This is a genomic window from Streptomyces sp. NPDC003379 (genome assembly GCF_053589195.1).
The window spans coordinates 73,038-98,673 of the sequence record NZ_JBSFRK010000031.1 but is presented as its reverse complement, the minus strand read 5'-3'; the positions used below and the strand labels follow the sequence as shown (position 1 = coordinate 98,673).

At 71.6% G+C, this 25,636-nt stretch carries 22 protein-coding genes and 1 pseudogene; 10 read left to right on the top strand and 13 right to left on the bottom strand.

The window, feature by feature from the left end; genetic code table 11:
• Positions 1-81: 81 nt before the first annotated feature.
• Positions 82-285 carry a cold-shock protein gene (locus ACWDVB_RS27425; RefSeq protein WP_160504463.1) on the bottom strand — a complete coding sequence of 68 codons (204 nt, stop codon included), beginning with the start codon at positions 283-285 and terminating at the stop codon, positions 82-84.
• Positions 286-625: 340 nt separating this feature from the next.
• Between ACWDVB_RS27425 and ACWDVB_RS27420 the strand changes: the two genes are divergently transcribed.
• Positions 626-1,558, top strand: coding sequence for a tyrosine-protein phosphatase (locus tag ACWDVB_RS27420; RefSeq protein WP_451517916.1), 933 nt, complete (start codon positions 626-628; stop codon positions 1,556-1,558).
• Positions 1,559-1,578: 20 nt separating this feature from the next.
• On the opposite strand, the gene ACWDVB_RS27415 is transcribed toward ACWDVB_RS27420, so the two are convergent.
• A complete protein-coding gene (locus ACWDVB_RS27415; RefSeq protein WP_451517917.1) occupies positions 1,579-2,301 on the bottom strand; it encodes a VWA domain-containing protein in 723 nt (240 codons plus the stop codon).
• A gap of 44 nt (positions 2,302-2,345) precedes the next feature.
• On the bottom strand, positions 2,346-3,323 hold the full coding sequence (locus tag ACWDVB_RS27410; RefSeq protein ID WP_451517918.1) for a DMT family transporter: 978 nt from the start codon (positions 3,321-3,323) through the stop codon (positions 2,346-2,348).
• 65 nt (positions 3,324-3,388) lie between these two features.
• Between ACWDVB_RS27410 and ACWDVB_RS27405 the strand changes: the two genes are divergently transcribed.
• Positions 3,389-4,222 (top strand): AraC family transcriptional regulator, encoded by an 834-nt coding sequence (locus ACWDVB_RS27405; RefSeq protein WP_451517919.1) that lies wholly within the window; start codon positions 3,389-3,391, stop codon positions 4,220-4,222.
• 97 nt (positions 4,223-4,319) lie between these two features.
• Positions 4,320-4,691: pseudogene (locus tag ACWDVB_RS27400) on the top strand (SDR family NAD(P)-dependent oxidoreductase); the annotation flags it as partial.
• 13 nt (positions 4,692-4,704) lie between these two features.
• Here ACWDVB_RS27400 and ACWDVB_RS27395 read toward each other — a convergent pair.
• The 10 genes from ACWDVB_RS27395 to ACWDVB_RS27350 all read right to left on the bottom strand — a co-directional run bounded on the left by ACWDVB_RS27395 (position 4,705) and on the right by ACWDVB_RS27350 (position 17,557).
• Positions 4,705-5,061, bottom strand: a complete 357-nt coding sequence (locus ACWDVB_RS27395; RefSeq protein ID WP_451517920.1) for a hypothetical protein — start codon at positions 5,059-5,061, stop codon at positions 4,705-4,707.
• A 157-nt stretch (positions 5,062-5,218) separates the two neighbouring features.
• On the bottom strand, positions 5,219-6,328 hold the full coding sequence (locus ACWDVB_RS27390) for a hypothetical protein (protein WP_451517921.1): 1,110 nt from the start codon (positions 6,326-6,328) through the stop codon (positions 5,219-5,221).
• 22 nt (positions 6,329-6,350) lie between these two features.
• Positions 6,351-6,578 carry a hypothetical protein gene (locus ACWDVB_RS27385; RefSeq protein ID WP_451517922.1) on the bottom strand — a complete coding sequence of 76 codons (228 nt, stop codon included), beginning with the start codon at positions 6,576-6,578 and terminating at the stop codon, positions 6,351-6,353.
• Between the two features lie 113 nt (positions 6,579-6,691).
• On the bottom strand, positions 6,692-7,528 hold the full coding sequence (locus ACWDVB_RS27380) for a carbohydrate ABC transporter permease (protein ID WP_451517923.1): 837 nt from the start codon (positions 7,526-7,528) through the stop codon (positions 6,692-6,694).
• Positions 7,525-8,535 carry a carbohydrate ABC transporter permease gene (locus ACWDVB_RS27375; protein WP_451517924.1) on the bottom strand — a complete coding sequence of 337 codons (1,011 nt, stop codon included), beginning with the start codon at positions 8,533-8,535 and terminating at the stop codon, positions 7,525-7,527. The genes ACWDVB_RS27380 and ACWDVB_RS27375 overlap by 4 nt, the downstream gene beginning before the upstream one ends.
• A 37-nt stretch (positions 8,536-8,572) precedes the next feature.
• Positions 8,573-9,877 carry a sugar ABC transporter substrate-binding protein gene (locus ACWDVB_RS27370; RefSeq protein WP_451517925.1) on the bottom strand — a complete coding sequence of 435 codons (1,305 nt, stop codon included), beginning with the start codon at positions 9,875-9,877 and terminating at the stop codon, positions 8,573-8,575.
• Between the two features lie 303 nt (positions 9,878-10,180).
• On the bottom strand, positions 10,181-10,324 hold the full coding sequence (locus ACWDVB_RS27365; protein WP_451517926.1) for a hypothetical protein: 144 nt from the start codon (positions 10,322-10,324) through the stop codon (positions 10,181-10,183).
• A 172-nt stretch (positions 10,325-10,496) separates the two neighbouring features.
• Positions 10,497-11,957, bottom strand: coding sequence for a glutamate synthase subunit beta (locus ACWDVB_RS27360; RefSeq protein ID WP_451517927.1), 1,461 nt, complete (start codon positions 11,955-11,957; stop codon positions 10,497-10,499).
• Positions 11,950-16,518: a glutamate synthase large subunit gene (gene gltB, locus ACWDVB_RS27355; RefSeq protein ID WP_451517928.1), complete on the bottom strand. Its 4,569-nt coding sequence runs from the start codon at positions 16,516-16,518 to the stop codon at positions 11,950-11,952. The genes ACWDVB_RS27360 and gltB overlap by 8 nt, the downstream gene beginning before the upstream one ends.
• Positions 16,519-16,825: 307 nt before the next feature.
• A complete protein-coding gene (locus tag ACWDVB_RS27350) occupies positions 16,826-17,557 on the bottom strand; it encodes a VIT1/CCC1 transporter family protein (protein WP_451517929.1) in 732 nt (243 codons plus the stop codon).
• A gap of 247 nt (positions 17,558-17,804) precedes the next feature.
• On the opposite strand from ACWDVB_RS27350, the gene ACWDVB_RS27345 reads away from it, so the two are divergent.
• From ACWDVB_RS27345 to ACWDVB_RS27315, 7 genes are read left to right on the top strand one after another with little or no spacing between them, the layout of a single operon-like run.
• The gene (locus ACWDVB_RS27345; RefSeq protein ID WP_451517930.1) at positions 17,805-18,812 is read left to right on the top strand and encodes an ADP-ribosylglycohydrolase family protein; all 1,008 of its coding nucleotides are present in this window, start codon (positions 17,805-17,807) and stop codon (positions 18,810-18,812) included.
• 53 nt (positions 18,813-18,865) lie between these two features.
• Positions 18,866-20,077 carry an ADP-ribosylglycohydrolase family protein gene (locus ACWDVB_RS27340; RefSeq protein WP_451517974.1) on the top strand — a complete coding sequence of 404 codons (1,212 nt, stop codon included), beginning with the start codon at positions 18,866-18,868 and terminating at the stop codon, positions 20,075-20,077.
• A complete protein-coding gene (locus ACWDVB_RS27335) occupies positions 20,074-21,312 on the top strand; it encodes an ADP-ribosylglycohydrolase family protein (protein WP_451517931.1) in 1,239 nt (412 codons plus the stop codon). The genes ACWDVB_RS27340 and ACWDVB_RS27335 overlap by 4 nt, the downstream gene beginning before the upstream one ends.
• Complete coding sequence (locus ACWDVB_RS27330) at positions 21,309-22,634, top strand: ADP-ribosylglycohydrolase family protein (protein WP_451517932.1); 1,326 nt, start codon at positions 21,309-21,311, stop codon at positions 22,632-22,634. Before ACWDVB_RS27335 ends, ACWDVB_RS27330 begins: the two co-directional genes overlap by 4 nt.
• Positions 22,631-23,557: a ribokinase gene (gene rbsK, locus ACWDVB_RS27325; RefSeq protein WP_451517933.1), complete on the top strand. Its 927-nt coding sequence runs from the start codon at positions 22,631-22,633 to the stop codon at positions 23,555-23,557. The genes ACWDVB_RS27330 and rbsK overlap by 4 nt, the downstream gene beginning before the upstream one ends.
• Entirely contained in the window at positions 23,554-24,774 is a 1,221-nt protein-coding gene (locus tag ACWDVB_RS27320) for a CaiB/BaiF CoA transferase family protein (RefSeq protein WP_451517934.1), read from the top strand. The genes rbsK and ACWDVB_RS27320 overlap by 4 nt, the downstream gene beginning before the upstream one ends.
• Positions 24,771-25,613: an HpcH/HpaI aldolase/citrate lyase family protein gene (locus ACWDVB_RS27315; protein WP_451517935.1), complete on the top strand. Its 843-nt coding sequence runs from the start codon at positions 24,771-24,773 to the stop codon at positions 25,611-25,613. Before ACWDVB_RS27320 ends, ACWDVB_RS27315 begins: the two co-directional genes overlap by 4 nt.
• The last annotated feature ends 23 nt before the right edge of the window (positions 25,614-25,636 follow it).

Sequence of the window (25,636 nt, the reverse complement as noted above, 5' to 3'; positions counted from 1 at the left end):
TTCTAGACCCGCGTTTAGTCACTGTTTCCCGACCCGACGCTCTTCCGATCTCTCGGCTGTGAGGTTCGCGCGCTGCGACGATCAGGCAGGAACGATGTTCTCGGCCTGCAGGCCCTTCTGGCCCTGGGTCACGTCGAAGGAAACCTTCTGGCCCTCGAGGAGCTCACGGAAGCCCGAGGACGCGATGTTCGAGTAGTGGGCGAAGACGTCGGGGCCGCCGCCGTCCTGCTCGATGAAGCCGAAGCCCTTTTCTGCGTTGAACCACTTAACGGTGCCGGTTGCCATGTCAATCTCCTCAACAGGGGCAGAGTATGGAAAGCCACGGAATTGTGGTTCTCCAGCGCCGCAATGACCCCATCCGGAGAGAACCGGAAAAACAATAATGCGCCCTCGGAGCACTCCCGTCAGGCGCGCATAAAGTTCATGGGTACCAAAACTGCAACACATAACTTTAACACGGCCGGCGGAGTGGATGTTCCCCGGGCCGGGAGACCTGCACCACCTGGCCCAGGAGACGTACGCCCCCATGCCCCTTCCTCCCTCGCGGGGACCTCGCTACCTTCTCCCGAACAATCGCTTGGTTGGTTCAGGTACCGCTCCGCTACCGATCGGAAGGCGGCCCCCGATGCGCGTCTCACGCACCCGTACGGCAGCCGGACTCGCGATCTCCTCCCTCGTGCTCGGCGCGCTGCCCGGGTGGGCGGCCCACGCCGAACCCCTTGCGCCCGGCGCCCCCGGGCACGCCTCGCACCAGCCGGCGGCGTACGACACCGGCCGCCACATCCCGCTCCAGGGCGCCGTGAACGTACGGGACGTCGGCGGCCACCGCACCTACGACGGGGAGCGGGTCCGCCGCGGCCAGGTCTTCCGCGCCGACGCCCTCAGCAAGCTCACCGACGCCGACCTGGCCACGCTCTCCGGGCTCGGCCTGAAGAAGGCCGTCGACTTCAGGGTGCCCGCCGAGGTCCAGTACGACGGCCCGGACCGGCTGCCCGCCGGGGTCGCCCCGGTCTCGCGGCCCATCACCGACAACGGCCTGTTCACGCGGCTCGTCACCGCGATCGGCTCCAGGGACCCGGTCAAGCAGGAGGAGATGCTCGGCGACGGCAGGGCGGCCGCGTTCATGCGGGACGTCTACCGCACCTTCGTCACCGACAACGCCAACCGCGCGCGGTTCGGCGCGACACTGCGTGACATCGCGGACAGCAGCTCGCCACTCCTCTACCACTGCACCGCGGGCAAGGACCGCACCGGCTGGACGACGTATCTGCTGCTGCGGCTGCTCGGCGTACCTGACAGGACGGCCGTCGACGACTATCTGGCCTCCAACACCTACCGCTCGGCCCACGACGCGAAGCTCCGCGAGGCGCTCAAGCAGAGCGGCATGATGCGGAACCCAGATCTGATCATCCCGCTGCAGGAGGTACGGACCGACTATCTCGGCACGGCCCTGGACGAGGCGGCCGAGCGGTACGGCGGCCTGGGGGGCTATCTGACCGAGGGGCTCGGCCTGGACACGCGTACCCTCCTGAAGCTGCGCCACCGCATGGTCGGCTGAGCCTCTCCGCACAGGCCCCCTCAGGCGACGATCCCGCCCGCCCGCGCCGCGGCGAGCCACGCCGGGAACTCCCCCACCAACTGGTCGTACAGCCGGTCGTCCGGCACCGCCAGCGGGTCGTGCCCGGCGTGGAAGAAGCCCGCGTTGTCGACCGGCCGCCTGGCCGGGACGGCCAGCTCGTCGAGCCTGCGCAGATAGTCGAACTGCTTGCTCTCCGAGTCGCCGAAGCCGATGAACTGCCAGAACAGGGGCAGCTTCGCCGCCTTGCACAGATAGCGCTCAGCGGCGAGCTTGTTGAGGGGGCCGCCGTCGGTCTGGAAGATCACCAGGGCGGGCGCGGTGGAGCCGCTGTCCACGTAGTGGTCTATGACGGCGTCCATCGCCAGGTGGTAACTGGTCCTGCCCATGTGTCCGAGCCCGGCGACGATCTCGTCGATCCGGCCGTGGTGGTCCTCCAGCGCGATCTCCGTCACCGCGTCGATGTCCGTGGAGAAGAAGACCGTGGGGACACGCCCGTCGTCATCGAGGTGCGCGGAGAGGCCGAGCACGCGGTCGGCGAGGGCTTGGACGCTGCCGTCGTTGTAGTACGGGCGCATGGAACCGGAGTAGTCGACGACGAGGTAGACCGCCGCCCGCGCCCCGTCCAGGCCGTGTTTGCGCAAGGACACCCCGGCGCTCTTGTAGAGGCTGACCAGCGCGGGCGCCGACTCCTCCACCTTGCGCAGACTGATCGCAGGTCCCATCGCGGCGCTCCGTTCTCCCCGCCGGCCGCCACCGTGACGGCCCGTCAGCGGCCGAGGGTACGCGTACGCGCCTCGCGCGGGGGCGTCCCGGGGTGCTCGGTCCGCGGCGCGGCCCGTCCCGGCAGCCGCCCTTGCGTCGCGGCGAGTACGGCGCCCGCCAGCAGGACCGCCGCGCCCACCACCTGCACGGCGCCGAAGGACTCCCCGAGGAACAGCGTGCCGCACACGGTGTTGACGACCGGCACCGCGAACATCATCAGGGACGCCGACGCGGGTCCCACGGCGGCCACCCCGCGGTAGTAGAGGAGGTTGGCGACGGCGGCCGCGCCCAGCGCCAGATAGCCGACGTTCAGCCAGAGGTCCGGCGGGAGTTCGCCCCACCGCACCTCACCGAGGTCGGGCACGGCGACCACGCCCAATAGCAGGGCGCCCGCGCAGGTCGCGTACGTCGTCGCGCGCAGCGGATCGACTCCCGCGAGCACCCGTGGCCCGGCCAGCGTGTAGGCGGCCCAGCAGACCGCGCTGAGCAGGAACAGGGCGTCGCCCGCGAGCCGTGAGGCACCGCTTCCGGTGCTGCCGCCCGCGCCCAGGAAGAAGATCACCGCCCCGGTGAGGCCGAGTCCGAGACCGGCGACGCGCGCGCCCGACGCCCGTTCGCGGCCCGTGACCACCAGGAAGAAGCTGGTGAGGACCGGGGTCATGACGGGTATGAGGATGCCCGCGTCGAGGGAGGGCGCGAGGGAGAGTCCCCAGAAGAACGCGCCGTTGTAGGCGAAGACGCCGAGGACACCGGCCAGGGCGGCGCGTCCCACCGCGCGCGGCGCCGGCCTGGTCCGGCGGTCGCCGAGGAGCGCCACGGCCACCAGCAGCACCAGCGCGGCGCCGCCGAAGCGGAGCAGCGCGGCCACCGGGTGCGGCAGGTGTGCCACCACCGACTTGGAGCTGGAGAAGGCGCTTCCCCACAGCACCATCGTGATCGTGAGCAGGAGGTACGGGCTGCTCAAGCCCTTGTTCATCGACATGGTGGCGACTCTGCCGCCCCTGCGGCGGTGCGTCTTGAACGCTGGTGCGGGCCATACTTGGCCTCATGGCAACGTCCGACAGCTGGGTGCGCTACTGGCGGGACGGTGACCGTCCGCTGGAGGCCATGCACGCGCGCTTCCTGGACCATGTGTATCCGCCGCACAGCCACGACACGTACTCGTTCGGCATCACCGACGCGGGCGCCCAGCGTTTCCGCTGCCGCGGCGCGAGCCACACCAGCGGTGCCGGGATGGTGATGGCCCTCAACCCCGACGAGGTCCACGACGGGCGGGCCGCCGCCGATCTGGGCTATCACTACCGCATCGTGCACATCGGCCCGGCGGTCGTGCGCGAGGTCGTCGCCGACGCGACGGACGGGCGCTCCGCGGCGCTGCCGCTGTTCGCCCGGCCCGTCCTGACCGATCCGGTGCTCGCCCGCACACTCGCCCGGCTGCACGCCGCCCTGGCCGGTGGCGCGGGTCCGCTGGTGCGCGACGAGCGCCTGACGGCCGCCGTCACCGCGATGACGCGGCGCGGCGCGACGTCCGCTCCGCCGGTGGCGGGCCGTGCGCCGACGGTGCGGGCCCTTGGTCAGGCCGCGCGCCGGGCGAGGGAGGTGCTGGACGAGGCGTATCTGGAGCCGGTGTCCGCGGAGCGCCTGGCGCTGGCCGCGGGTTGCAGCCGGTTCGCCCTGTACCGGGCCTTTCGCGCCGAGTACGGTCTGGCGCCCAGCGAGTACCAGCGTCAGCTCAAGCTGAACCGGGCCCGTTCGCTGCTGCGGTCCGGCAGTTCGCCCGCCGAGGCCGCGGCCGCCGCGGGCTTCGCCGACCAGGCCCATTTCGGCCGCTGGTTCCAGCGTGTCTACGGCGTGACGCCGGGCGCTTTCCGGCGTGCCTGAGCCCTTCTGACTTGTCCGCGTGACTGCTGGACATGTGCCTCTTGGTCATCTGGACGGAGATGTGGCATGGGCTCGCGTGGCGTCTCGTACGGACGGCAGGACGGTGCTGCCCGCGCTGAAGGAGGCGGGTGGCGGCTCGGTGGTGAACGTGTCGTCGACGGCGGGCCTCGTCGGCATCCCGGGTCACGCGGCGTACGGCTCGACGAAGTTCGGGCTGCGGGGTCTGACGCGGTCCTCGGCGCTGGACCTGGCGGAGTACGGGGTGCGGGTGAACTCGGTGCATCCGGGGGCGATCGACACTCCGATGATCGCCGCGGCCTCCGCCGGGCGGGAGTGGTCCCAGCTGCCGCTCGGCAGGATGGGCCGCCCGGAGGAGGTCGGTGAGCTGGTGCTGTTCCTGGCGTCGGACGCGTCGTCGTACATCGCGGGGGCGGAGTTCGCCGTGGACGGCGGGTCGACGGCAGGGTGAAGGCGTTCGTCCGTCAGTGGCGGCCCGTCAGGAACACTGAGCGCAGCTTGAGCCGGTCCGTGGTGGGGTGTCCGTGCGGGCGCAGCGTCCAGGAGTCGCCTGTGCAGTCGGGCTCGGTGAAGACCATGGCCCATTCATCGGTGTCGTTGTGCGGGGCGAAGGCGGGCTCGGACGCGCCTGGGTCCGCGACCTCCGGGAGCGTGACGCAGCCGGGGCTCGGCGGGTCGTGGAGAGTGGCCGACCGCGGCGAACCGTCAGGGTCGATGAACTTGTACGAGAAGTCGCCGGTGGCGGCGCTCGCGGGCGCCGCCTGGGTGACGACGAGGGTGAGCGCACCGAGGGCGGCGGCGACTGCGTGGCGAAGGCGCATGGATTCCCTTTTCGTTCCGGGACTGCCGGATCCGCCCCGCCGGGAAGCGGCGGGGCCGCCTGCGCCTACCCCGACCGGCCCCCTCGGGACGCACACCGTCACCCGTACGAGGGCCGCCGTATCGATACTTCATACGCCATGTGGGTTACCGCCCGCCCTAGGCCCCGCCCCCGTCCTGCCCCTGGAACGCGGGGAGTTCGAAGATCCGCGTCTTGGCCGCGTCGTCCATCAATTCGACCAGCGGCATGACCAGTTCCCACAGGTCCCGCTTGTCGACCTCCAGGGCGAGCGCGTCCAGGTCGGGCGCGGGCAGCGCCCCCGCGGCGTCGGCGACGAGCTTGCGTGAGTCGTCCGGCAGCGCGCCCACGAGCGGCAGGAACTCCGCCCACAGGCCGGTGGCCACCACCGCGCGCACGACCGCGCCGAGGACTTCCGCACCCCGCAGCGAGGGTAGTGCCGCGACCCTCCCGCGCTCCTCGTCGCCCAGCTGAGCGACCAGCGGCAGCAGGGATTCCCACAGGTCCTGCTCCGCCACCGTCGCGACCAGCGAGTCGAGCCGGTCCGGTGGCTGGGCGGCGGCGAGCGAGGCGATGCGGCCGCGCTGCTCCCCCGTCACCATGCCGGCGACGGCCAGCGCCTCGGGCCACAGACCGGCGTCCGAGGCGGAGCCGATGACGGAGGCGAGGCGGTCCGCCCCCATCAGCTCGATGATGTGGCCGAGCCGTTCGGTCTCCTCGATCGCGAAGCCCGTCCTCAGGACGGCGGCGTCGTCGACGTGCGGCAGGATGCGGCGCAGCGCGGAGTCGGGCAGGTGGCCGACGAAGCGGCCCATCGTCAGGTGGTCGCCGCGCTCGGCGAGCGCCACCGCGATGCGTACGACGAGGTTCTCGTCGAGCCGGTCGACAATGCCCCGGATCCGGCGGGGGTCGAGGTGTCCGCACGCCTGGGTGGTGAAGGACACCGGCAGCTTCTCGATGATGTCGGCGGCGCGGGCGGGTTCGAGCCGTCCGGCGACGGCGGCGGCCAGGCGCGGCCCCAGGGCCTTCTGGGAGATGGCGGCGGCGATCCCGGTCGGCACCAGTCTGGTCGCGGACGCGATCCGGTCGAGCATGTCGGGCGTCCGGTCGAAGAGCGCCGCGACGCAACTGGCGCGGAAGCGGCGTACGTCTTCGGCGGGCAGCGCCTGGAGGAACGCGAGCGTGTCCGGTTCGACGTCCAGGAGGCGGGCGGTCTTGAGGGTCTCGGCCCTGCCGCGGAGCTTGTCCATGCTGACTCCTCGCTCGCCTCGGTTATCGGAAAAGGACCCGGCGGACGGGGCCGCGCGCCATCGCGGGCACCAGTTTCAGGGCCTCCTCGGCGGCCTCGTTGAGTCCGGTGGCCCGGCTCTCGCGCTCTCGCTCCAGGGCGTCGGCCAGCACCGCGAGCTGGTCGGCGGACAGCTGGTCGAACGATCGCGGTGGTTCGTCGCGCAGCTCGGCGCTCAGCCGCTCCCGCTGCTCCCGCGTTTCGGTGCTCACTCGACCTCCCGGGCTGGGTTCGGGAGGTCGAGAGTGACGCCGAATTGACTTTTAGTCAATAGAATCGACCGGGCCCTTGAACGCCCCCTCCCCCGCCTCAGCCCTTGACCGCCTCAGCCCTTGACCGCGCCCGCCGCCAGGCCCGAGCCCAGCTTCCGGTGCACGATCACGAAGAAGAGCATCACCGGCACCGTGACCAGCGTGGAGCTGGCCATGACCGGGCCCCAGGACGTCGAGTTCTCCCCGAAGAACTGGTAGATGCCCACGGCCGCCGTGTACTTGTCGCTGCCCTTCATGAAGGTGTACGCGAAGACGAACTCGTTCCACGCCGTGATGAAGGCGAAGATCGAGGTCGCGACGAGCCCCGGCGCGACCAGCGGCAGCAGCACCGACCAGAACATCCGCGGCCAGGACGCCCCGTCGATGTACGCGGCCTCCTCGACCTCCTTGGGGACGGTGGCGACGAAGCCGCGCAGCGTCCAGATGGCGAAGGGGAGCGAGAGGGCGATGTAGACGACGCTCAGCCCCAGCAGGGAGTTGAGCATGTCGTAGTCCCGCATCTGGATGAAGAGCGGGATGACCAGCGCCTCCAGCGGCACCATCTGCACGATCAGGATCATGATCAGTACGGAGGTGCGGAAGCGGAACTTGAACCGGGCCACCGCGATGGCCGCGAAGAGCGAGAGCAGCCCGGCCGCGACGATCGTGGCGAGGCCGACGAGCGCCGAGTTCAGCAAGTACGTACCGAAGTTGCCCTTGTCGAAGACGAAGTCGAAGTGTTCGAGGCTGATGCCGCTGGGCAGCACGTCCGAGCCGCGCGTGATCGCCTTCGGGTCGAGCGCGGTGGAGATCATCCAGTAGACGGGGAAGAGCGTGAAGACGAGGAGCGCGGCGACCGCGGCCGGAAGGCCGACGCGGCTCGCGAGAGTGGTGCGGTGGCGGGCCGTCACAGGTCCTCCTCCCCCTGTCGGAACAGCGTACGGATGTAGACGATGGTGATGGCGAGGAGCAGCACGGTCAGCAGGACCGCGGCCGCGGCGCCCGCGCCGTAGTCGTTCTTGGCGAACGCCTCGATGTACGAGTAGACGCCGAGGTTGTAGACCTCCGGGTTGGAGCCGTCGCCGCCCGGCATCAGATAGATCTGGGTGAAGACCTTGAAGTCCCAGATGGTGGAGAGGATGGTCACCACGAGGAAGACGGGCTTGATCGTCGGCACGGTGATGTTCCAGAACCGCTGCCAGGCGTTGGCCCCGTCCAGCTCCCCCGCCTCGTACAGCTCCTTGGGGATCGTCATGAGTCCCGCGAGGACGGTGATGGCGACGAAGGGGAAGCCGTGGTGGATGACGTTCAGGGTGGCGATGGCGTAGAACGGGCCGCGTTCGGTGAACCAGTTGGTGGTCTCCGGGTCGATCAGGCCCATCGAGCCCGCGATCTGGCTGACCATGCCGTCCTGCGGCTGGAAGAGCCAGATCCATACGTACGTGCCCGTCACCGCGGGCATGGCCCAGGCGGCGAGGATCGCGATCGAGCAGATCAGCCGCCAGGTGGGTCCGAGGCGGTTGAGGAGCAGCGCCACGAGCGTGCCGAGCGCGACGGTCAGGCCGACGCAGGCGACGGCGAAGAAGACGGTGTTGGGCAGGACGGTCTTCCACAGGAGCTCGCTGCTCAGCAGGGAGCTGTAGTGGTCGAGTCCGGTGAACGTCCCGACTCCGCCGCCGAATTTGACCTCGTAGTCCTGGAGGGAGAGCTTGCCGACCTGGATCAGCGGCCAGAGCAGCAGGCCCGCGAGGACCACGAGGGAGGGGGCGAGGAGGATCCAGGGGCGGGTGAGGGTGGTGAGTCTCTTGCGGCGGCGGGCGGCCTCGGCGCCGCCGTCGGGTCGCGGGGGGCCGGGGCGGACCGGGGACTCCGGTCCGCCGCCGCCGAGCGTGTCCTTCACGACAGTCGCGTCCTTCACAGTCGCGTCTTTCACAGTGCCGAACTAGCCCTCGTTCTCAGTTGTCCTTGGCGAAGATCGCGTCCATGTCCTTGGCGGCCTTGTCCGCGGCTTCCTGGACGGACGCCTTGCCGGTGAGGATCGACTGGACCATGCCGGGGATGACCTTGGATGCCTGGATCTCGCCGTACGCCTTGGTCTTGGGCACGGTGGCGCCCGCCTCCAGCATCTGCGTGGCGAAGGGCTCGACCAGCGGGTCCTTCTTCGCGGCGATCTTCTTCAGCTCGGAGTTCTGGCCGGGGAAGTAGTTGGTCTGCTCGGCCCACTTGGCGGCGAACTCACCGGTGGTCAGCATCTTCACGAACTCCCAGGCGAGGTCCTTCTTGTCCGTGTTGAACGTGGACAGGTAGGAGCCACCGAGGAAGGACTTGCTCATGCCGCCGTTCTCGCCCGGGATCGGCACGGCGCCGAGCTTGCCCTTGAGGTCCGGGTTGGCGTCGACGATCGCCTTCGGGGTCCAGTTGCCGCCGATGGCCATGGCGATCTGGCTCTTGTTCCAGGCGTCGCCGACCTCCTTCTCCGTCCAGGTGTTGACCTTGGCCGGGGAGACCTTGTCCTTGGTGGCGAGCCCCGTGTAGAACTCGATGCCCTTGACGGCCTCGGGCGAATTGATGCCGGACTTCCACTTGCCGCCGGACTCGGTGGCGAGTTCACCACCGGCGCCCCAGATGAAGGGGGTCGCGAACATCTCCGCGCCGCCCGCCACCGGGAAGGAGACCAGGTTCGGCTCCTTCACCTTGAGCGTCTTGGCGGCCGCCCGCAGCTCCTTCCACGTGGTGGGGGGCTTCAGGTCGTGCTTCGCGAAGAGGTCCTTGCGGTAGACGATGGAGCGGACGCCGGCGTACCAGGGCATGCCGTACTGCTTGCCGTCGAGCGTCCCCGCGTCCTTCAGTCCTTCGACGAGGTCATCACCGAGGTTCGACTTCTTCACCTCGTCGGTGACGTCGATGAGCGCGTCCGTCTCGGCGAACTGCGGCACCCAGGTGGTGCCGACCTCGGCGACGTCCGGCACCTGGTCCTCGCCGCCCTCGATGGCGGTCGTGAACTTCTTCTGGGCGGTGGCCCACTGCTGGTACTCGACCTTGATCTTGGCGCCGGTCTTCTTCTCGAATGCCTTCTCGGCTTCCTTGAAGAAGGGCCGCGCGTCGGGGTTGGTCCCCTCCATGATCCATACGGTGAGGGTCTTGCCCTTGCCGTCGGTGGCCTTGTCGCCGCTGTCGCCCCCGTCATCGCCGCCGCACGCCGTGGCGGTCAGTCCGAGACTCATGGCGACAGCAACAGCCGCGATGACACGTCGCTTCATGCCGGCCCCCTCCAGGTTCCGATTGGTGGGAGCGATTGTGGTCACACAGGGCAGAGGCGGTCTAGACCCATTGGGATAAGCGGCCGAACCGTAATGACGGTTGCGGGTGACGCAACATACGCTCATATCATTGCGCCCCACGCAACGCAGAGGTACCGGTGCGGGGCGACGACGCGGTTCGCGTCATCGCGGCAAAGCCGCGCGGGATGCGGGGCGTTGACGGGTTTCCGCTCCGCTCGGCGGGGCTTCGCGGGCGGCGTCGACGGGGTGGTCGACGGGGTCGGGCGCGACGCGGCGGCGACTTCACCTCCGCCCACACGGTTCTGCCCGCACACCCCAGCGGTGCGCCAACGCGTCGACGAGCAGCAGCCCGCGCCCGCCCGTCTCGTCCTCACCCGGGACCTTGACCTCGGGCCGGCCCGCCCCGGCGTCGGTCAAGCGCCCCACCGGCCCGGTGCTCCACTTCCGGCACGACGCCTGGCGGGCGTTCCTCACGCACCTCGACTGCCCAAGGCCCCCGGCCAGCACACGCCACGGCGCCCGCCCAGGTCCGGTCGGGGACGAGGCGGGCGCCGCTCAGTTCCGTACGCCGTTGTACGGGACGTGTGGAGGGGTGGGGCTAGACCGTCAGGGAGCGGTCCGTGGGGCGGATCGGGGCCGGGAGGTCGCTCGCGCCGGTGAGGAAGCGGTCCACTCCGCGCGCCGCCGAGCGGCCCTCGGCGATGGCCCAGACGATGAGCGACTGGCCGCGGCCCGCGTCGCCGGCGACGAAGACGCCGGGGACGTTGGTCTGGAAGTCGGCGTCGCGGGCGACGTTGCCGCGCTCGTCGAGGTCCAGGGCGAACTGGTCGACCAGGCCGTTCTCGCGGTCCGTGCCCGTGAAGCCCATCGCGAGGGTGACCAGCTGCGCCGGGATCTTCCGCTCGGTGCCCGGCTTCTGGGTCAGCTTGCCGTCGATGAACTCCACCTCGACGAGGTGCAGGAACTGGACGTTGCCGTCCTCGTCGCCCTCGAAGTGCGTGGTCGAGACGGAGTAGACCCGCTCGCCGCCCTCCTCGTGCGCGGAGGTCACCTTGTAGAGCATGGGGAACGTCGGCCACGGCTGGTGCGGCGCGCGGTCCTCGCCCGGCTTCGGCATGATCTCCAGCTGGGTGACCGAGGCCGCGCCCTGGCGGTGGGCCGTGCCCACGCAGTCCGCGCCCGTGTCGCCGCCGCCGATGACGACGACGTGCTTGCCCTCGGCGGTGATGGGGGGCGCCACGAAGTCGCCCTCCTGCACCTTGTTGGCGAGCGGCAGGTACTCCATGGCGAAGTGGATGCCGTTCAGGTCGCGGCCCGGGACGGGCAGGTCGCGGGAGATGGTGGCACCGGCGGCGATGACCACGGCGTCGTACCGCTTGCGCAGCTTCATCGCGTCGATGTCCCGGCCGATCTCCACACCGGTGCGGAACTTGGTGCCCTCCGCGCGCATCTGCTCGATACGGCGGTTGATGTGCCGCTTCTCCATCTTGAACTCGGGGATCCCGTAGCGCAGCAGGCCGCCGATGCGGTCGGCACGCTCATAGACGGCGACCGTGTGGCCCGCCCGGGTCAGCTGCTGGGCGGCGGCCAGGCCCGCGGGGCCGGAGCCGATGACCGCGACCGTCTTGCCGGAGAGCCGCTCCGGGGCCTGGGGCGCGACGTCGCCGCGGTCCCACGCCTGGTCGATGATGGAGACCTCGACGTTCTTGATGGTGACGGCGGGCTGGTTGATGCCGAGCACGCACGCCGACTCGCACGGGGCCGGGCACAGGCGGCCCGTGAACTCCGGGAAGTTGTTGGTGGCGTGCAGCCGCTCCTGCGCGGCCGACCAGTCCTCGCGGTACGCGTAGTCGTTCCACTCCGGGATCAGGTTCCCGAGCGGACAGCCGTTGTGGCAGAACGGGATGCCGCAGTCCATGCAGCGCGAGGCCTGCTTGGAGATGATCGGGAGGAGCGAACCGGGAACGTAGACCTCGTTCCAGTCGCGGACGCGCTCGCCGACCGGGCGGGTCTGCGCGACCTCGCGGCCGTGGTTGAGAAAGCCCTTGGGATCAGCCATTGGTCGCCGCCTCCATCATCTTCTCGGTGATCTCGGTCTCGGAGAGACCGGCTCGCTCGGCGGCGTCCTTGGCGGCGAGCACTGCCTTGTACGTGGTGGGGATGATCTTGCTGAAGCGGTCCACGGAGACGGACCACTCGGCGAGCAGCTTCTCGGCGACCGTCGATCCTGTCTCCTCCGCGTGGCGGCGCACGACGTCGTGCAGCCACTGCTTGTCGGAGTCGGACAGCTCCTCGATCGCGCCCTGGTTGCCCGCGTTCACGTTGTCGCGGTCCAGGTCGATGACGTACGCGACGCCGCCGGACATGCCCGCCGCGAAGTTGCGCCCGGTCTCACCGAGGACCACCGCGTGGCCGCCGGTCATGTACTCGCAGCCGTGGTCGCCCACGCCCTCGGAGACGACGGTCGCGCCGGAGTTGCGGACGCAGAAGCGCTCGCCGGTGCGGCCGCGCAGGAACAGCTCGCCGCCGGTCGCGCCGTACGCGATGGTGTTGCCCGCGATCGTCGAGTACTCGGCGAGGTGGTCGGCGCCCCGGTCCGGACGTACGACGATACGGCCGCCGGACAGACCCTTGCCGACGTAGTCGTTGGCGTCGCCTTCGAGGCGCAGCGTGACACCGCGCGGCACGAACGCGCCGAACGACTGGCCCGCCGATCCGGTGAAGGTGATGTCGATGGTGTCGTCGGGCAGCCCCGCCCCGCCGAACTTCTTCGTCACCTCGTGCCCGAGCATGGTGCCGACGGTGCGGTTGATGTTGCGGATGGCGACCTGCGCGCGGACCGGGTGGGCGTCCGTCGCGCTGGGCGCGGCGAGCGCGTCGGCGGCGAGCTTGATCAGCTCGTTGTCGAGCGCCTTCTCCAGGCCGTGGTCCTGCGTCGTGATCTGGTGGCGCACGGCGCCGGACGCCAGCGCGGGCACGTGGAAGAGCGGCTCCAGATCCAGGCCCTGCGCCTTCCAGTGCTTGACGGCCTTCTCCGTGTCGAGGAGCTCGGCGTGGCCGACGGCCTCCTCGATGGAGCGGAAGCCCAGCTCGGCGAGGATCTCGCGGACCTCCTCGGCGATGAACTCGAAGAAGTTCACGACGTACTCGGCCTTGCCGGAGAAGCGCTCGCGCAGCGCCGGGTTCTGCGTGGCGATGCCCACGGGGCAGGTGTCCAGGTGGCAGACGCGCATCATGACGCAGCCGGAGACGACGAGCGGCGCGGTCGCGAAACCGAACTCCTCGGCGCCGAGCAGCGCGGCGATGATCACGTCGCGGCCGGTCTTCAGCTGGCCGTCGGTCTGGACGACGATGCGGTCGCGCAGGCCGTTGAGCAGCAGCGTCTGCTGGGTCTCGGCGAGGCCCAGCTCCCAGGGGCCGCCCGCGTGCTTGAGCGAGGTCAGCGGGGAGGCGCCGGTGCCGCCGTCGTGGCCGGAGATGAGGACGACGTCCGCGTGGGCCTTGGAGACGCCCGCGGCGACCGTGCCGACGCCGACCTCGGAGACCAGCTTCACGTGGATGCGGGCCGTCGGGTTGGCGTTCTTGAGGTCGTGGATGAGCTGGGCGAGGTCTTCGATGGAGTAGATGTCGTGGTGCGGCGGCGGCGAGATGAGGCCGACGCCGGGCGTCGAATGACGCGTCCTTGCGACCCACGGGTAGACCTTGTGGCCGGGCAGCTGGCCGCCCTCGCCGGGCTTGGCGCCCTGGGCCATCTTGATCTGGATGTCGTCGGCGTTGACGAGGTACTCGGAGGTGACGCCGAAGCGGCCGGAGGCGACCTGCTTGATGGCGGAGCGGCGCGCCGGGTCGTAGAGGCGGTCCGGGTCCTCGCCGCCCTCACCGGTGTTGGACTTGCCGCCCAGCTGGTTCATGGCGATGGCGAGGGTCTCGTGCGCCTCGCGGGAGATCGAGCCGTACGACATGGCGCCGGTCGAGAAGCGCTTGACGATCTCGGAGGCGGGCTCGACCTCGTCGATGGAGATCGGTTGCCGCCCGCTCTTGAAGCCGAACAGGCCGCGCAGCGTCATGAGGCGCTCGGACTGCTCGTTCACGCGGCCCGTGTACTGCTTGAAGATGTCGTAGCGGCGGCTGCGCGTGGAGTGCTGGAGGCGGAAGACCGTGTCGGGGTCGAACAGGTGCGGCTCGCCCTCGCGGCGCCACTGGTACTCGCCGCCGATGTCCAGGGCGCGGTGCGCGGAGGGGACGCCGGAGGCCGGGTAGGCCTTGGCGTGGCGGGCGGCGACCTCCTGGGCGATGACGTCGAGACCGGCGCCGCCGATCTTCGTCGTCGTACCGCTGAAGTACCGCTCGACGAAGGCCTGATCGAGACCGATGGCCTCGAAGACCTGGGCGCCGCGGTAGGAGGCGACGGTCGAGATGCCCATCTTGGACATGACCTTCAGTACGCCCTTGCCGAGGGCGTAGATCAGGTTGCGGATGGCCTGCTCGGCCTCGATGCCGGGCAGGAAGGTGCCCGCGCGGACGAGGTCCTCGACGGACTCCATCGCCAGGTACGGGTTGACGGCCGCGGCGCCGTAGCCGATGAGGAGGGCCACGTGGTGGACCTCGCGGACGTCGCCCGCCTCGACGAGCAGACCCACCTGGGTGCGCTGCTTGGTGCGGATGAGGTGGTGGTGGACGGCCGAGGTGAGCAGCAGCGAGGGGATCGGCGCGTGCTCGGCGTCGGAGTGCCGGTCGGAGAGCACGATCAGACGGGCGCCGGCCTCGATGGCGGCGTCGGCCTCGGCGCAGATCTCGTCGATGCGGGCGGCGAGCGCGTCGCCGCCGTCGCCGACGCGGTAGAGGCCGGAGAGCGTCGCGGCCTTCATGCCGGGCATGTCGCCGTCGGCGTTGATGTGGATGAGCTTGGCCAGCTCGTCGTTGTCGATCACCGGGAAGGGCAGGGTGACGCTTCGGCAGGACGCGGCCGTGGGCTCAAGGAGGTTGCCCTGGGGGCCCAGGCTGCTGTGCAGCGAGGTGACGAGCTCTTCGCGGATGGCGTCCAGCGGCGGGTTGGTGACCTGCGCGAACAGCTGCGTGAAGTAGTCGAAGATGAGGCGCGGGCGCTCGGACAGGGCCGCGATCGGCGTGTCCGTGCCCATGGAGCCGAGCGGCTCGCCGCCGGTCTTGGCCATCGGCGCGAGGATGATCCGCAGCTCTTCCTCGGTGTAGCCGAAGGTCTGCTGGCGGCGCGTGACGGAGGCGTGCGTGTGCACGATGTGCTCGCGCTCGGGAAGGTCGGAGAGCTCGATCTCGCCGGTTTCCAGCCACTCCTGGTACGGGGCCTCGGCGGCGAGGGCGGCCTTGATCTCGTCGTCCTCGACGATGCGGTGCTCGGCGGTGTCGACGAGGAACATCCGGCCGGGCTGGAGGCGGCCCTTGCGGACGACCTTCGCCGGGTCGATGTCGAGGACGCCGACCTCGGAGCCGAGGACGACGAGGCCGTCGTCGGTGACCCAGTAGCGGCCCGGACGCAGGCCGTTGCGGTCGAGGACCGCGCCGACCTGCGTGCCGTCGGTGAAGGTGACGCAGGCCGGGCCGTCCCAGGGCTCCATCTGCGTGGAGTGGTACTGGTAGAAGGCGCGCCGGGCCGGGTCCATGGAGGCGTGGTTCTCCCAGGCCTCCGGGATCATCATCAGCACGGAGTGCGGCAGGGAGCGGCCGCCGAGGTGGAGGAGTTCGAGGACCTCGTCGAAGGACGCGGAGTCGGAGGCGTCGGGCGTACAGATCGGGAAGATCCGGTCGAGCTTCTCCGCTCCGAAGAGGTGGGAGGCGAGCTGCGACTCGCGGGCGCGCATCCAGTTGCGGTTGCCCTTGACCGTGTTGATCTCGCCGTTGTGCGCGACGAAGCGGTAGGGGTGCGCGAGCGGCCAGCTCGGGAAGGTGTTCGTCGAGAAGCGGGAGTGGACGAGCGCGATCGCCGTGGCGAAGCGGCGGTCGGACAGGTCGGGGAAGAACGGCTCCAGCTGGCCGGTGGTCAGCATGCCCTTGTAGACGATGGTGCGGGCGGAGAGCGAGGGGAAGTACGTCGCCGCCTCGCGCTCGGCGCGCTTGCGCAGCAGGAACGCCTTGCGGTCCAGCTCGAGGCCGGTGTGCTCACCGTCGGCGACGAAGATCTGCCGGAAGACGGGCATCGTCGAGCGGGCGGTGGCGCCGAGCAGCTCGGGGGCGACGGGCACGTCGCGCCAGCCGAGGACGGTCAGGCCCTCCTCGGAGGCGATCGTCTCGATCTGTGAGACGGCCGCGTCGGTGGTACCGGCGGTGTCGACGGGCAGGAAGGCGATGCCGACGGCGTAGGCGCCGGCCGCGGGCAACTGGAATCCGGCCACCTCGCGCAGGAACGCGTCCGGGACCTGGAGCAGGATGCCGGCGCCGTCCCCCGAGTCGGGCTCGGAGCCGGTGGCGCCGCGGTGTTCGAGGTTGCGCAGTACCGTCAGCGCCTGTTCGACCAGCTCATGGCTGGCAACACCGGTCAGGGTGGCCACGAACCCGACACCGCAGGCGTCGTGTTCGTTACGGGGGTCGTACATCCCCTGGGGGGCGGGGCGACCGTCCATGGGCGACCAGGCGTGGGTACGCATCGGCACTCCCGTCGTCGTCGAGGCAACTACAAAGGGCAAGGGACGACGTTGGCCCTGGCGAAATTTCGTGCAGGTTACATGATGGAACGCTTCTCGGAAAGCGGATAGCTCATTCCACCATGTGGACACCGCTCGCGGAGTGGGGAGCGGTACGGAGGGGACCCTTGCGGACAGATCCATGGCCGAAGGCCCAGCGCGACACGGGCCTCATTGCCCGCAGCGCTTACGGCTCATGCCCCATGTTCAAGGGTTCGAAACCGCCGAGTAACGACTATTTATGCAAGGTCCCGCATAGACCTGCACCGCCTCATCCTACGGCCGTTCCGAACAGGCTGCCCAGGGCGTACGTCACACCCGCCGCCGCCCCGCCGAGCGCGAGCTGCCGCAGACCGCTGAACCACCAGGACCGCGCGGTCACCTTGGCGACCACCGCGCCGCAGGCGAAGAGCCCGATCATCGCGAGCAGCAGCGCGGGCCACAGCACGGTGGCGCCGAGCAGATACGGCAGTACGGGGAGCAGGGCGCCCAGCGCGAACGAGCCGAAGGACGACACCGCGGCGACGGTCGGCGACGGCAGGTCGCCCGGGTCGATGCCGAGCTCCTCGCGGGCGTGGATCTCCAGGGCCTGCTCGGGGTCCCTGGAGAGCTGACGGGCGACCTCGCGGGCCAGGCCCGGCTCGACACCCCGCGACTCGTACAGCTCGGCGAGCTCCCGCTCCTCGTCCTTGGGGTGCTTGCGCAACTCCCGCCGTTCCACGTCCAGTTCGGCCTGGACCAGCTCGCGCTGCGAGGCGACGGAGGTGTACTCGCCCGCCGCCATGGAGAAGGCGCCCGCGGCGAGCCCCGCGATGCCGGTGATGACGATGGTCTGCTGCCCGACCGAGCCACCGGCGACGCCCGTCATCAGCGCCAGGTTGGACACGAGTCCGTCCATCGCGCCGAAGACGGCGGGACGCAGCCAGCCGCCGTTGACATCACGGTGGGTGTGGTTGTCGCGGTGCGCCTCGTGCAGCGTCGCTTCGGTCTCGATGATCGCCATGGTGTGGACCCCCTCAGTGCTTGGACGCTGTCGAAAGTACGCCCGAAAAAAATCTCCCGCCAGCAAGGAAGCCCGTACTTACCTGCGAAAACGCGCCTCGGCGGGGTGTCCCGAGGGCCTCTCTCGAACCGGTCCGCCGGAGGCGCGAAGGGGTGATCTGAGCCCCGGCATGCTCGTGTGAGCGCCCCGCGTGGCAGGGATGCATCAAGCACCGCGTTCAGCGGTCCGCGCAACAGGGAGGCACGGCATGGCATCCATCGCATGCGTTCCCTCGGTCCCGGCGCCCGGCGACGCCGCGGACCTCCGCGAACGGGCGCGCGGCGCGCTGCTCGGCCTGGCGGTCGGCGACGCGCTCGGCGCACCCGCGGAGAACATGAAACCGTCCGAGATCCGGGCCCGTTGGGGCCGCATCACCGGATACGTCGCCGAACACCCGGCGGGCACGGACGACACCGAGTACGCGATCTTCTCGGGGCTGCTGCTCGCCCGGCACGGCTCGGCGCTGACCGTCGCGCACGTCGAGACCGCCTGGCACCAGTGGATCGCCGACCTGGACGAGGGCCCGTTCCGGGGCGCCGGGTTCAGCGAGCGCGGCACGCTGGAGAACCTGCGCCGCGGTCTTGCCGCGCCCATCTCGGCCCAGCACCGGCACGCCTGGAGCGACGGCCTGGCGATGCGGGCCGCGCCCTTCGGCGTCTTCGCCGCGGGGCGGCCCGCCGAGGCGGCCCGGCTGATCGCCGTCGACGGCTCCGTCAGCCATGACGGCGAGGGCATCTACGGCGGGCAGGCGGTCGCGGCGGGGGTCGCGGCGGCGATGGCGGGAGCGCGGGTGGACGCCGTCGTGACGGCGGCTCTCTCCGTCATCCCGGACGACTGCTGGACGTCCCGCTCGCTGCGGCGGGCCGTCGCGGTCGCCCATCGCGGCGAGCGCGCGGTCCGCTCCGCGGTGGTCATCGGCGGCTATCCGTGGACGGACCTCGCCCCGGAGGCGGTGGGGCTCGCCTTCGGGGCGTACGCGGCGGCGCGGGGGGACTTCCGCTGCGCGGTGCTTTCGGCGGTGAACATGGGGCGGGACGCGGATACCACCGCGGCGGTGGCGGGGGCGTTGGCGGGCGCCACGTGCGGCGTCTCCTCGATTCCCGAGCCCTGGGCTCTGGCCATCGGGCCCGCGCGGGGGAGCTGCCTGCCGTCCATGCGGGGGCATCACGTGCTGGACGTGGCGGAGCTGCTGATCCCTGACGGGGAGGCACCGTGAGCGTCGACAAGCCCGCCGCCGTTTCCGCTGTGGGCGGGCGTTCCGCTTCCGCTGTGGGCAGGCGTTCCGCAGGGCGAGTGGGGCCTCCCCTGCTCAAGCGAAGCCGAGAGCTCGGGGAAGGGTGGGCTCAGCCCGCCCAAGCTGCCCGCATCGAAGGGCTGCTGCTGGGCCTCGCCGCAGGTGACGCCGCCGGATGGCCCGCCGCCCGGCACAGGGCAAGCCGGATGCCCGAGTGGACCCGGCGTCTCACCCGGGAGCTGGACACCTTCGCCGAGCAGAACGCGACGACCACCCTCCCCGTCCCCATCGCCCTGAACCAGCCCCCCGAACCCCTGCGGCTCGGCCCCTCCGACGACGCCGAATGGGCCGCCTTCACCGCCGAGTCCCTGCTCCGCGCGGCGGACGGCACCCTGGACCCCGGGCTGCCCCCGGACCGCCGGGTCCGCGCGGCCCTTGACCTGGCCTGGTCGACGCTGGCCGCCGAGGTCGCCGCCGCCGCGGCCCGCGCCCCCGAGGTGGAGTCCGCCGTGCTGCCGCTGCGCGCCCGCATCTCCGTCCGCGCGGGCCTCGGCAATCTCGCCGCGGGCCTGCGCCCACCCGCCACCGGCCACGACAACCCGCACTTCTTCGACGACGCCGCCTGCGTACGCGCCTGCGTGCTCGCCCTCGTCCACCCCGGCGACCCCGAACAGGCCGCCGCCCTCGCGGAGTTCGACGCCCGTTACACCCAGGACGGCGACGGCACCCACGGCGCCCGTGCGATGGCCGCGGCCATCGCGGCGGCCCTCGGCGGCGCCGGCGTCGACCACGCGGTGGACGCCGCCCTCGCCCAGCTCCCCGAGGACACGGAGATCGGCCGCAACGCCCACCACGCCGTGAAGCTCGCCCACGACGCCGAGTGCGCCTTCGACCTCGTACCGCTCCTTGAACACCAGATCGTCGACCACGTGTACAGCTACGGCATCGCCGCCGCCGAGACCGTCCCGGTGGCCCTCGCCCTGGCCACCGCCGCACACGGCCGCATCCGCGAGGCCGTGCCCGCCGCCGCGTGCCTGTCCCGCGTCGCGGACTCGGCGCCCGCCCTCGCCGGGGCGCTGACCGGCGCGTTCGGCACGGCGGCGGCGATCCCCGAGGCCTGGCGCCAGACCTGCCGGACCCTCTCCGGCTGTACGCTCCCCCGCCTCGCCGGCACCGACCTGGTGGAACTCGCCGGGCACCTGGCACACACAGAACTGGCCACCCCGGGTGGACAATTCCGGACATGAAGCGCATGAAGCCCACACCCGGCACGGTAGGCACCAGCACGGTCGGCCTGGCGGACCGCATCACCGGCAGCCTCCTCGGCGCGGCCGTCGGCGACGCCCTCGGCGGGCCCGTCGAGGGGTACGCGCCCGAGCAGATCGCCGAGCGGCACGGCGGCCGCGTCCAGGGCATCGTCGGCCCCTGGAACGGCGACCGCTGGCGCACCGCCCGCCCCATCGCGCCGTACCACAAGGGCGACGGCCACGTCACCGACGACACCCTGCTGACGCACGCGCTCGTACGGGTCTACGGCACCGTACGCGACCACCTCGACGCCTACTCCGTCGCCGACCACCTCGTACCCGACCTGATGACGACGCCCCGCTGGATCCCGGAGCTGGAGGCCGAGGCCATCCCCCTCCACCGGATCTTCCTCGCCGAGAAGTGGCTCGTCGCCCGCCTCCACTACGGCCACGTGGACCCGCGCGAGGCGGGCGTCGGCAACATCGTCAACTGCGGCGCGGCGATGTACATGGCGCCGGTCGGCCTGGTCAACGCCGCCCATCCGGAGGCCGCGTACGCCGAGGCCCTCGACATCGCGGGCGCCCACCAGTCCTCGTACGGCCGCGAGGCGGCGGGCGTCTTCGCGGCGGCGGTGGCGGCGGCGTGCGCGCCCGGCGCCACGGCGGAGTCGGTGGTCGAGGCGTGCCTCGCCCTGGCGAAGGACGGTACGCGCGCCGCGATCGAGGCGGTGACGGAAGTGGCCGCGCGCCACCGGGACCGGGGCTTCGAGACGGCCCTGGCCCCCCTCCGCGCCGCCGTCGCCCCCTTCGACACGGTCGGCCCCGACTACCGCGCCCCGTCCCTGGGCGCCCGCCGCCCCTCCCGGCTGCACGCCATCGAGGAGCTGCCGGTGGCACTCGGCATGCTCCTGGTCGGCGAGGCCGACTACCGCCGTACGGTCCTCGGCTCCGTCAACTACGGCCGTGACTGCGACTCCATCGCGACGATGAGCGGCGCGATCGTGGGCGCGTTGCGCGGGGAGGCCGCGATCCCGGACGAATGGGCCAGGACGGTGTCCAAGGCGAGCCGCCTCGACCTGCGCGCCCCGGCGACGGCCCTCACGGAGGTCGCCGAGGAGATCTTCGCCCGGGACGTCACCCGCCGCCGCGCCCACGAGTCGGCCTTCAGGGCCTTGACGGCCACATACTCCATGGCAGCCTCGCACGCCCCTGACACCACCATGGCCGCCCCATGATCCGCCTCAGCTGGGTCCAGCCGGAGGATCTGATCGGCCACGAACTCCACCAGGCCGAGCACGAGGGACGTGACATCTCCTCGGTCCGTGCCCGCTGGCTCGCGGCGGGCGGTCACCCGGCGCCCCCGCGCGCCGGCGCCTCCCCGGCCCCGGCCCCGCCCCGCCTCCGCGCCCTGGCCGAACAGCTCCTGGACGAGCTGGCGCCCGCCCCGACGGAGCCGCCGCCCCCGCCCGCGCCGGAGCCCGCGGTGGCCGCCCCCGGCGACCTGCGCGAGCGCCTCCACGCCGCCTGGCTCGGCAGAGCCGTGGGGTGTCTCCTCGGCAAACCGGTCGAGAAGCTCCCCCTCGACGGCATCCGCGGCCTCGCCAAGGCGACGGGGAACTGGCCTCTCACCACCTGGTTCACGGAGCGGGGCCTCCCGCCCGCCCTCAAGGAGAGGTACCCGTGGAACAGGCGCTCCGCGGCGACCTCCCTCGCCGAGAACATCGACGGGATGCCCGAGGACGACGACCTCAACTACCCCCTTCTGAACCTCGTCCTCCTCCAGCGCCACGGAAAGTCGTTCACCACCGCCGACGTGGCAGGACTCTGGCTGGACGAGCTGCCCGCGGGCCGCACCTTCACCGCCGAACGCGTCGCCTACCGCAACCTCCTCCAGGGCATCGAACCCCCGCACACCGCCACCCACCGCAACCCCTTCCGCGAGTGGATCGGCGCACTGATCCGGGCCGACATCCACGGCTGGACCAACCCCGGCGCCCCCGGGGCGGCGGCCGAACAGGCGTGGCGCGACGCGGCGTTGACCCATACGGCGGACGGCGTCCACGGCGCCGTGTTCGTGGCGGCCGCCCTCGCCGAAGCGGCGACCGGCGGCGCGGACATCCACCACTGCCTCCGCACCGGCCTGGCCGCCGTACCCCCGGACTCCCACCTCGCCAAGGCCGTCCGCGACAGCGTCCAGCTTGCTGCCGGGACAGGCGACTTCGACCACGTGGCGGACCGCCTGCACGCCACCTACGCCGCCACCCACCACTGGGTCCACGTCGTCCCCAACGCCGCCCTCCTCACCGCCGCCCTCACCCACGCCGACGGGGACTTCACCGGCTCCATCACCCGCGCCGTCTCCGGCGGCTGGGACACCGACTCGAACGGCGCGACCGCGGGATCGATCGCGGGCCTCCTCGCCGGCCACCCGGACGCGCTCCCCGCCCGCTGGACGGCACCGCTCAAGAACCGGCTCGCCACGTCCGTGGGCGACTTCGACGGCATCGGCTTCGACACCCTCGCAGAACTCACCGCCCGGGAGGCACACCGCTCATGACCCCGACGCCCCACATCGCCGTCCTCGGCAGCGCCAACATGGACCTCGTCGCGTACGTCGCCAAGGCCCCCCGGCGCGGTGAGACCGTGACGGGCCGCGAGTTCCGCACGGTCCCCGGCGGCAAGGGCGCCAACCAGGCCGTCGCGGCGGCCCGCGCCGGAGCCACCGTCTCGATGATCGGCGCGGTCGGCTCCGACACCTTCGGCGCGCAGCTCCGCTCCTCCCTCGAACACTCCGGCGTCGACACGGACCTGCTGCGCACCGTCGAGACACCGACCGGCACCGCGCACATCGTCGTCGACGACGAGGGCGGCAACGCGATCGTCGTCGTCCCCGGCGCCAACGGCACCGTGAAGGGACTCACCCCCGGCGACGAGGCCCTGATCGCCTCCGCCAACGCCCTGCTGCTCCAGCTGGAGATCCCGGTCAAGGGAGTCGTCGCCGCCGCGCGCGCCGCCCGCCGGCACGGCGTCCGCACCGTCCTGACCCCGGCCCCCGCACAGCACCTGCCCGACGAACTCCTCGCCGCCACCGACCTGTTGCTGCCCAACGAACACGAGGCCGCCACGCTCACCGGCATCACGGACGACCCGCGGGCCGCCGCCCGCTCGCTCCTCGCCCGGGTCCCCGAGGTCGTCATCACTCTCGGCTCGCGCGGCAGCCTGTACGCGGCGCGCGGCGCCGAACCGGTCACGGTCCCCGCCCCTCATGTCACGGCGGTCGACACGACCGGCGCGGGCGACACCTTCGCGGGCACCCTCGCCGTGGCGCTCGCCGAGGGCAGGTCCGTGCCGGACGCGCTCACCTGGGCGTCCTCGGCGGCCGCGCTCTCCGTACAGCGCCCGGGGGCGTCCGCCTCCATGCCGTACCGCAAAGAGATCGACACTCAGGCGAACGACGCGACGAACGGCAGCCCCTCATGACACCCCGGACCACGACACCGCCCACCGCCCCCGCCCCACCCCTCACCGGCCTCCGCGTCCTGGACCTGGCCACCCTCTTCGCCGGGCCCCTCGCCGCCACGATGCTCGGCGACTTCGGCGCGGAGGTCATCAAGGTCGAGCACCCGACCCGCCCCGACCCCTCCCGCGGCCACGGCCCGTCGAAGGACGGCGTCGGCCTGTGGTGGAAGCTGCTCGGCCGCAACAAGCGCACGACGACCCTGGACCTGTCCACACCCGGCGGCCGCGACACGCTCCTGCGCCTCGCCGCCACCGCCGACGTGATCGTCGAGAACTTCCGCCCCGGCACCCTGGAGAAGTGGGACCTCGGCTGGGAGGAGCTGAGCGGGGCCAACCCCCGCCTGGTGCTGGCCCGCGTCACGGGCTTCGGCCAGTTCGGCCCGTACGCCCGCCGCCCCGGCTTCGGCACGCTCGCCGAGGCGATGAGCGGCTTCGCCGCGATCACCGGCGACCCGGACGGGCCCCCGACGCTCCCGCCCTTCGGCCTCGCGGACTCCATCGCCGGGCTGGCGACGGCGTACGCGGTGATGACGGCCCTCACCGCACGTGAACGCACGGGCCGCGGGCAGGTGGTCGACATGGCGATCATCGAGCCGATTCTCACCGTCCTCGGCCCCCAGCCCCTCTGGTACGACCAGCTGGGCCACGTCCAGCCCCGCACCGGCAACCGCTCCACGAACAACGCGCCCCGCAACACCTACCGCACCGCGGACGGCGGCTGGGTCGCGGTCTCCACCTCGGCCCAGTCGATCGCGGAACGCCTGATGCGCCTGGTCGGCCGCCCGGAGCTGATCGCGGAGCCGTGGTTCGCCTCCGGCGCCGAGCGGGCCCGGCACGCCGACGTCCTCGACGAGGCGGTCGGCGGCTGGATCGCCCGCCACACCCGCACCGAGGTGATCGAGGCCTTCGAGAAGGCGGAGGCGGCGGTCGCCCCCATCCAGGACGTACGCGACGTCATGACGGACCCTCAGTACGAGGCACTGTCCACGCTCACCACGGTCGACGACCCGGAACTCGGCCCACTGCGCATGCAGAACGTACTCTTCCGCCTCTCCGAGACCCCGGGCGCGATCAGCTGGGCGGGCCGTCCGCACGGCGCGGACACCGACGCGGTCCTCACCGAACTCGGCCTGTCGGAGAGGGAGATCGCCTGCCTCCGCAAGGAAGGTGCCCTATGACCACCTGCTCCCCCCTGACCTGGCTCTACGTCCCCGGTGACCGGCCCGAGGTGGTGGCCAAGGCCCTCCACGCGGGCGCCGACGCGGTGATCGTCGACCTGGAGGACGCGGTCGCCCCCGACCGCAAGGAGTACGCGAGAGCGGCGACGGCGGAACTCCTCGCGGAGCCGCATCCGCACCCCGTCCCCGTCCACGTGCGCGTCAACGCCCTGGGCAGCCCGCTCGCCGACGCCGATCTCCACGCGATCGCCCCGCTCCCCGGCGTGGCGGGGCTGCGCCTGCCCAAGGTCACCTCCCGCGCCGACGTCATCCACGTCGCGGAACGCGCGGCCCCCGCCGACGGCGGCTCCCCCACCCTGCACGCCCTCGTCGAGTCGGCGCTCGGCCTGGAACACGCCTTCGCCATCGCCACCGCGCACCCGGCGCTGCGGGGTCTCTCCCTCGGCGAGGCGGACCTCCGCGCCGACCTCGGCGTACGCGAGGACGCGGGCCTGGACTGGGCGCGCTCCCGCGTGGTGGTGGCCGCCCGGGCGGCGGGCCTCGCCCCGCCCAGCCAGTCGGTCCACCCCGACATCCGCGACCTCGAAGGCCTGGCCGCGTCCTGCGCCCGGGGGCGCGTCCTCGGCTTCCTCGGCCGCGCGGCGATCCACCCCCGCCAGCTCCCGGTGATCGAACAGGCCTACCTCCCCACTCCTGAGGAGATCGAACGGGCGGAGGAGATCACCAAGGCGGCGTCGACGGACGAGGGCGCCCTGGCCCTCCCCGACGGCCGCTTCGTCGACAGGGCGGTGGTGGAGGGCGCGGAAAGGGTCCTGGCCTTGGCGCGACGCCTGCGCTGAACGCCTGCGCTGAACGCCTGCGC

Bases quoted from the DNA above. Each gene is read 5' to 3' on its own strand.
- ACWDVB_RS27410 (WP_451517918.1), bottom strand. From the start codon at position 3,323: ATGTCGATGAACAAGGGCTTGAGCAGCCCGTACCTCCTGCTCACGATC.
- ACWDVB_RS27330 (WP_451517932.1), top strand. From the start codon at position 21,309: ATGATCCGCCTCAGCTGGGTCCAGCCGGAGGATCTGATCGGCCACGAA.
- ACWDVB_RS27395 (WP_451517920.1), bottom strand. From the start codon at position 5,061: ATGCGCCTTCGCCACGCAGTCGCCGCCGCCCTCGGTGCGCTCACCCTC.
- ACWDVB_RS27335 (WP_451517931.1), top strand. From the start codon at position 20,074: ATGAAGCGCATGAAGCCCACACCCGGCACGGTAGGCACCAGCACGGTC.
- ACWDVB_RS27320 (WP_451517934.1), top strand. From the start codon at position 23,554: ATGACACCCCGGACCACGACACCGCCCACCGCCCCCGCCCCACCCCTC.
- ACWDVB_RS27405 (WP_451517919.1), top strand. From the start codon at position 3,389: ATGGCAACGTCCGACAGCTGGGTGCGCTACTGGCGGGACGGTGACCGT.
- gltB (WP_451517928.1), bottom strand. From the start codon at position 16,518: ATGCGTACCCACGCCTGGTCGCCCATGGACGGTCGCCCCGCCCCCCAG.
- ACWDVB_RS27315 (WP_451517935.1), top strand. From the start codon at position 24,771: ATGACCACCTGCTCCCCCCTGACCTGGCTCTACGTCCCCGGTGACCGG.
- rbsK (WP_451517933.1), top strand. From the start codon at position 22,631: ATGACCCCGACGCCCCACATCGCCGTCCTCGGCAGCGCCAACATGGAC.
- ACWDVB_RS27415 (WP_451517917.1), bottom strand. From the start codon at position 2,301: ATGGGACCTGCGATCAGTCTGCGCAAGGTGGAGGAGTCGGCGCCCGCG.
- ACWDVB_RS27360 (WP_451517927.1), bottom strand. From the start codon at position 11,957: ATGGCTGATCCCAAGGGCTTTCTCAACCACGGCCGCGAGGTCGCGCAG.
- ACWDVB_RS27390 (WP_451517921.1), bottom strand. From the start codon at position 6,328: ATGGACAAGCTCCGCGGCAGGGCCGAGACCCTCAAGACCGCCCGCCTC.
- ACWDVB_RS27425 (WP_160504463.1), bottom strand. From the start codon at position 285: ATGGCAACCGGCACCGTTAAGTGGTTCAACGCAGAAAAGGGCTTCGGC.
- ACWDVB_RS27420 (WP_451517916.1), top strand. From the start codon at position 626: ATGCGCGTCTCACGCACCCGTACGGCAGCCGGACTCGCGATCTCCTCC.
- ACWDVB_RS27350 (WP_451517929.1), bottom strand. From the start codon at position 17,557: ATGGCGATCATCGAGACCGAAGCGACGCTGCACGAGGCGCACCGCGAC.
- ACWDVB_RS27370 (WP_451517925.1), bottom strand. From the start codon at position 9,877: ATGAAGCGACGTGTCATCGCGGCTGTTGCTGTCGCCATGAGTCTCGGA.
- ACWDVB_RS27345 (WP_451517930.1), top strand. From the start codon at position 17,805: ATGGCATCCATCGCATGCGTTCCCTCGGTCCCGGCGCCCGGCGACGCC.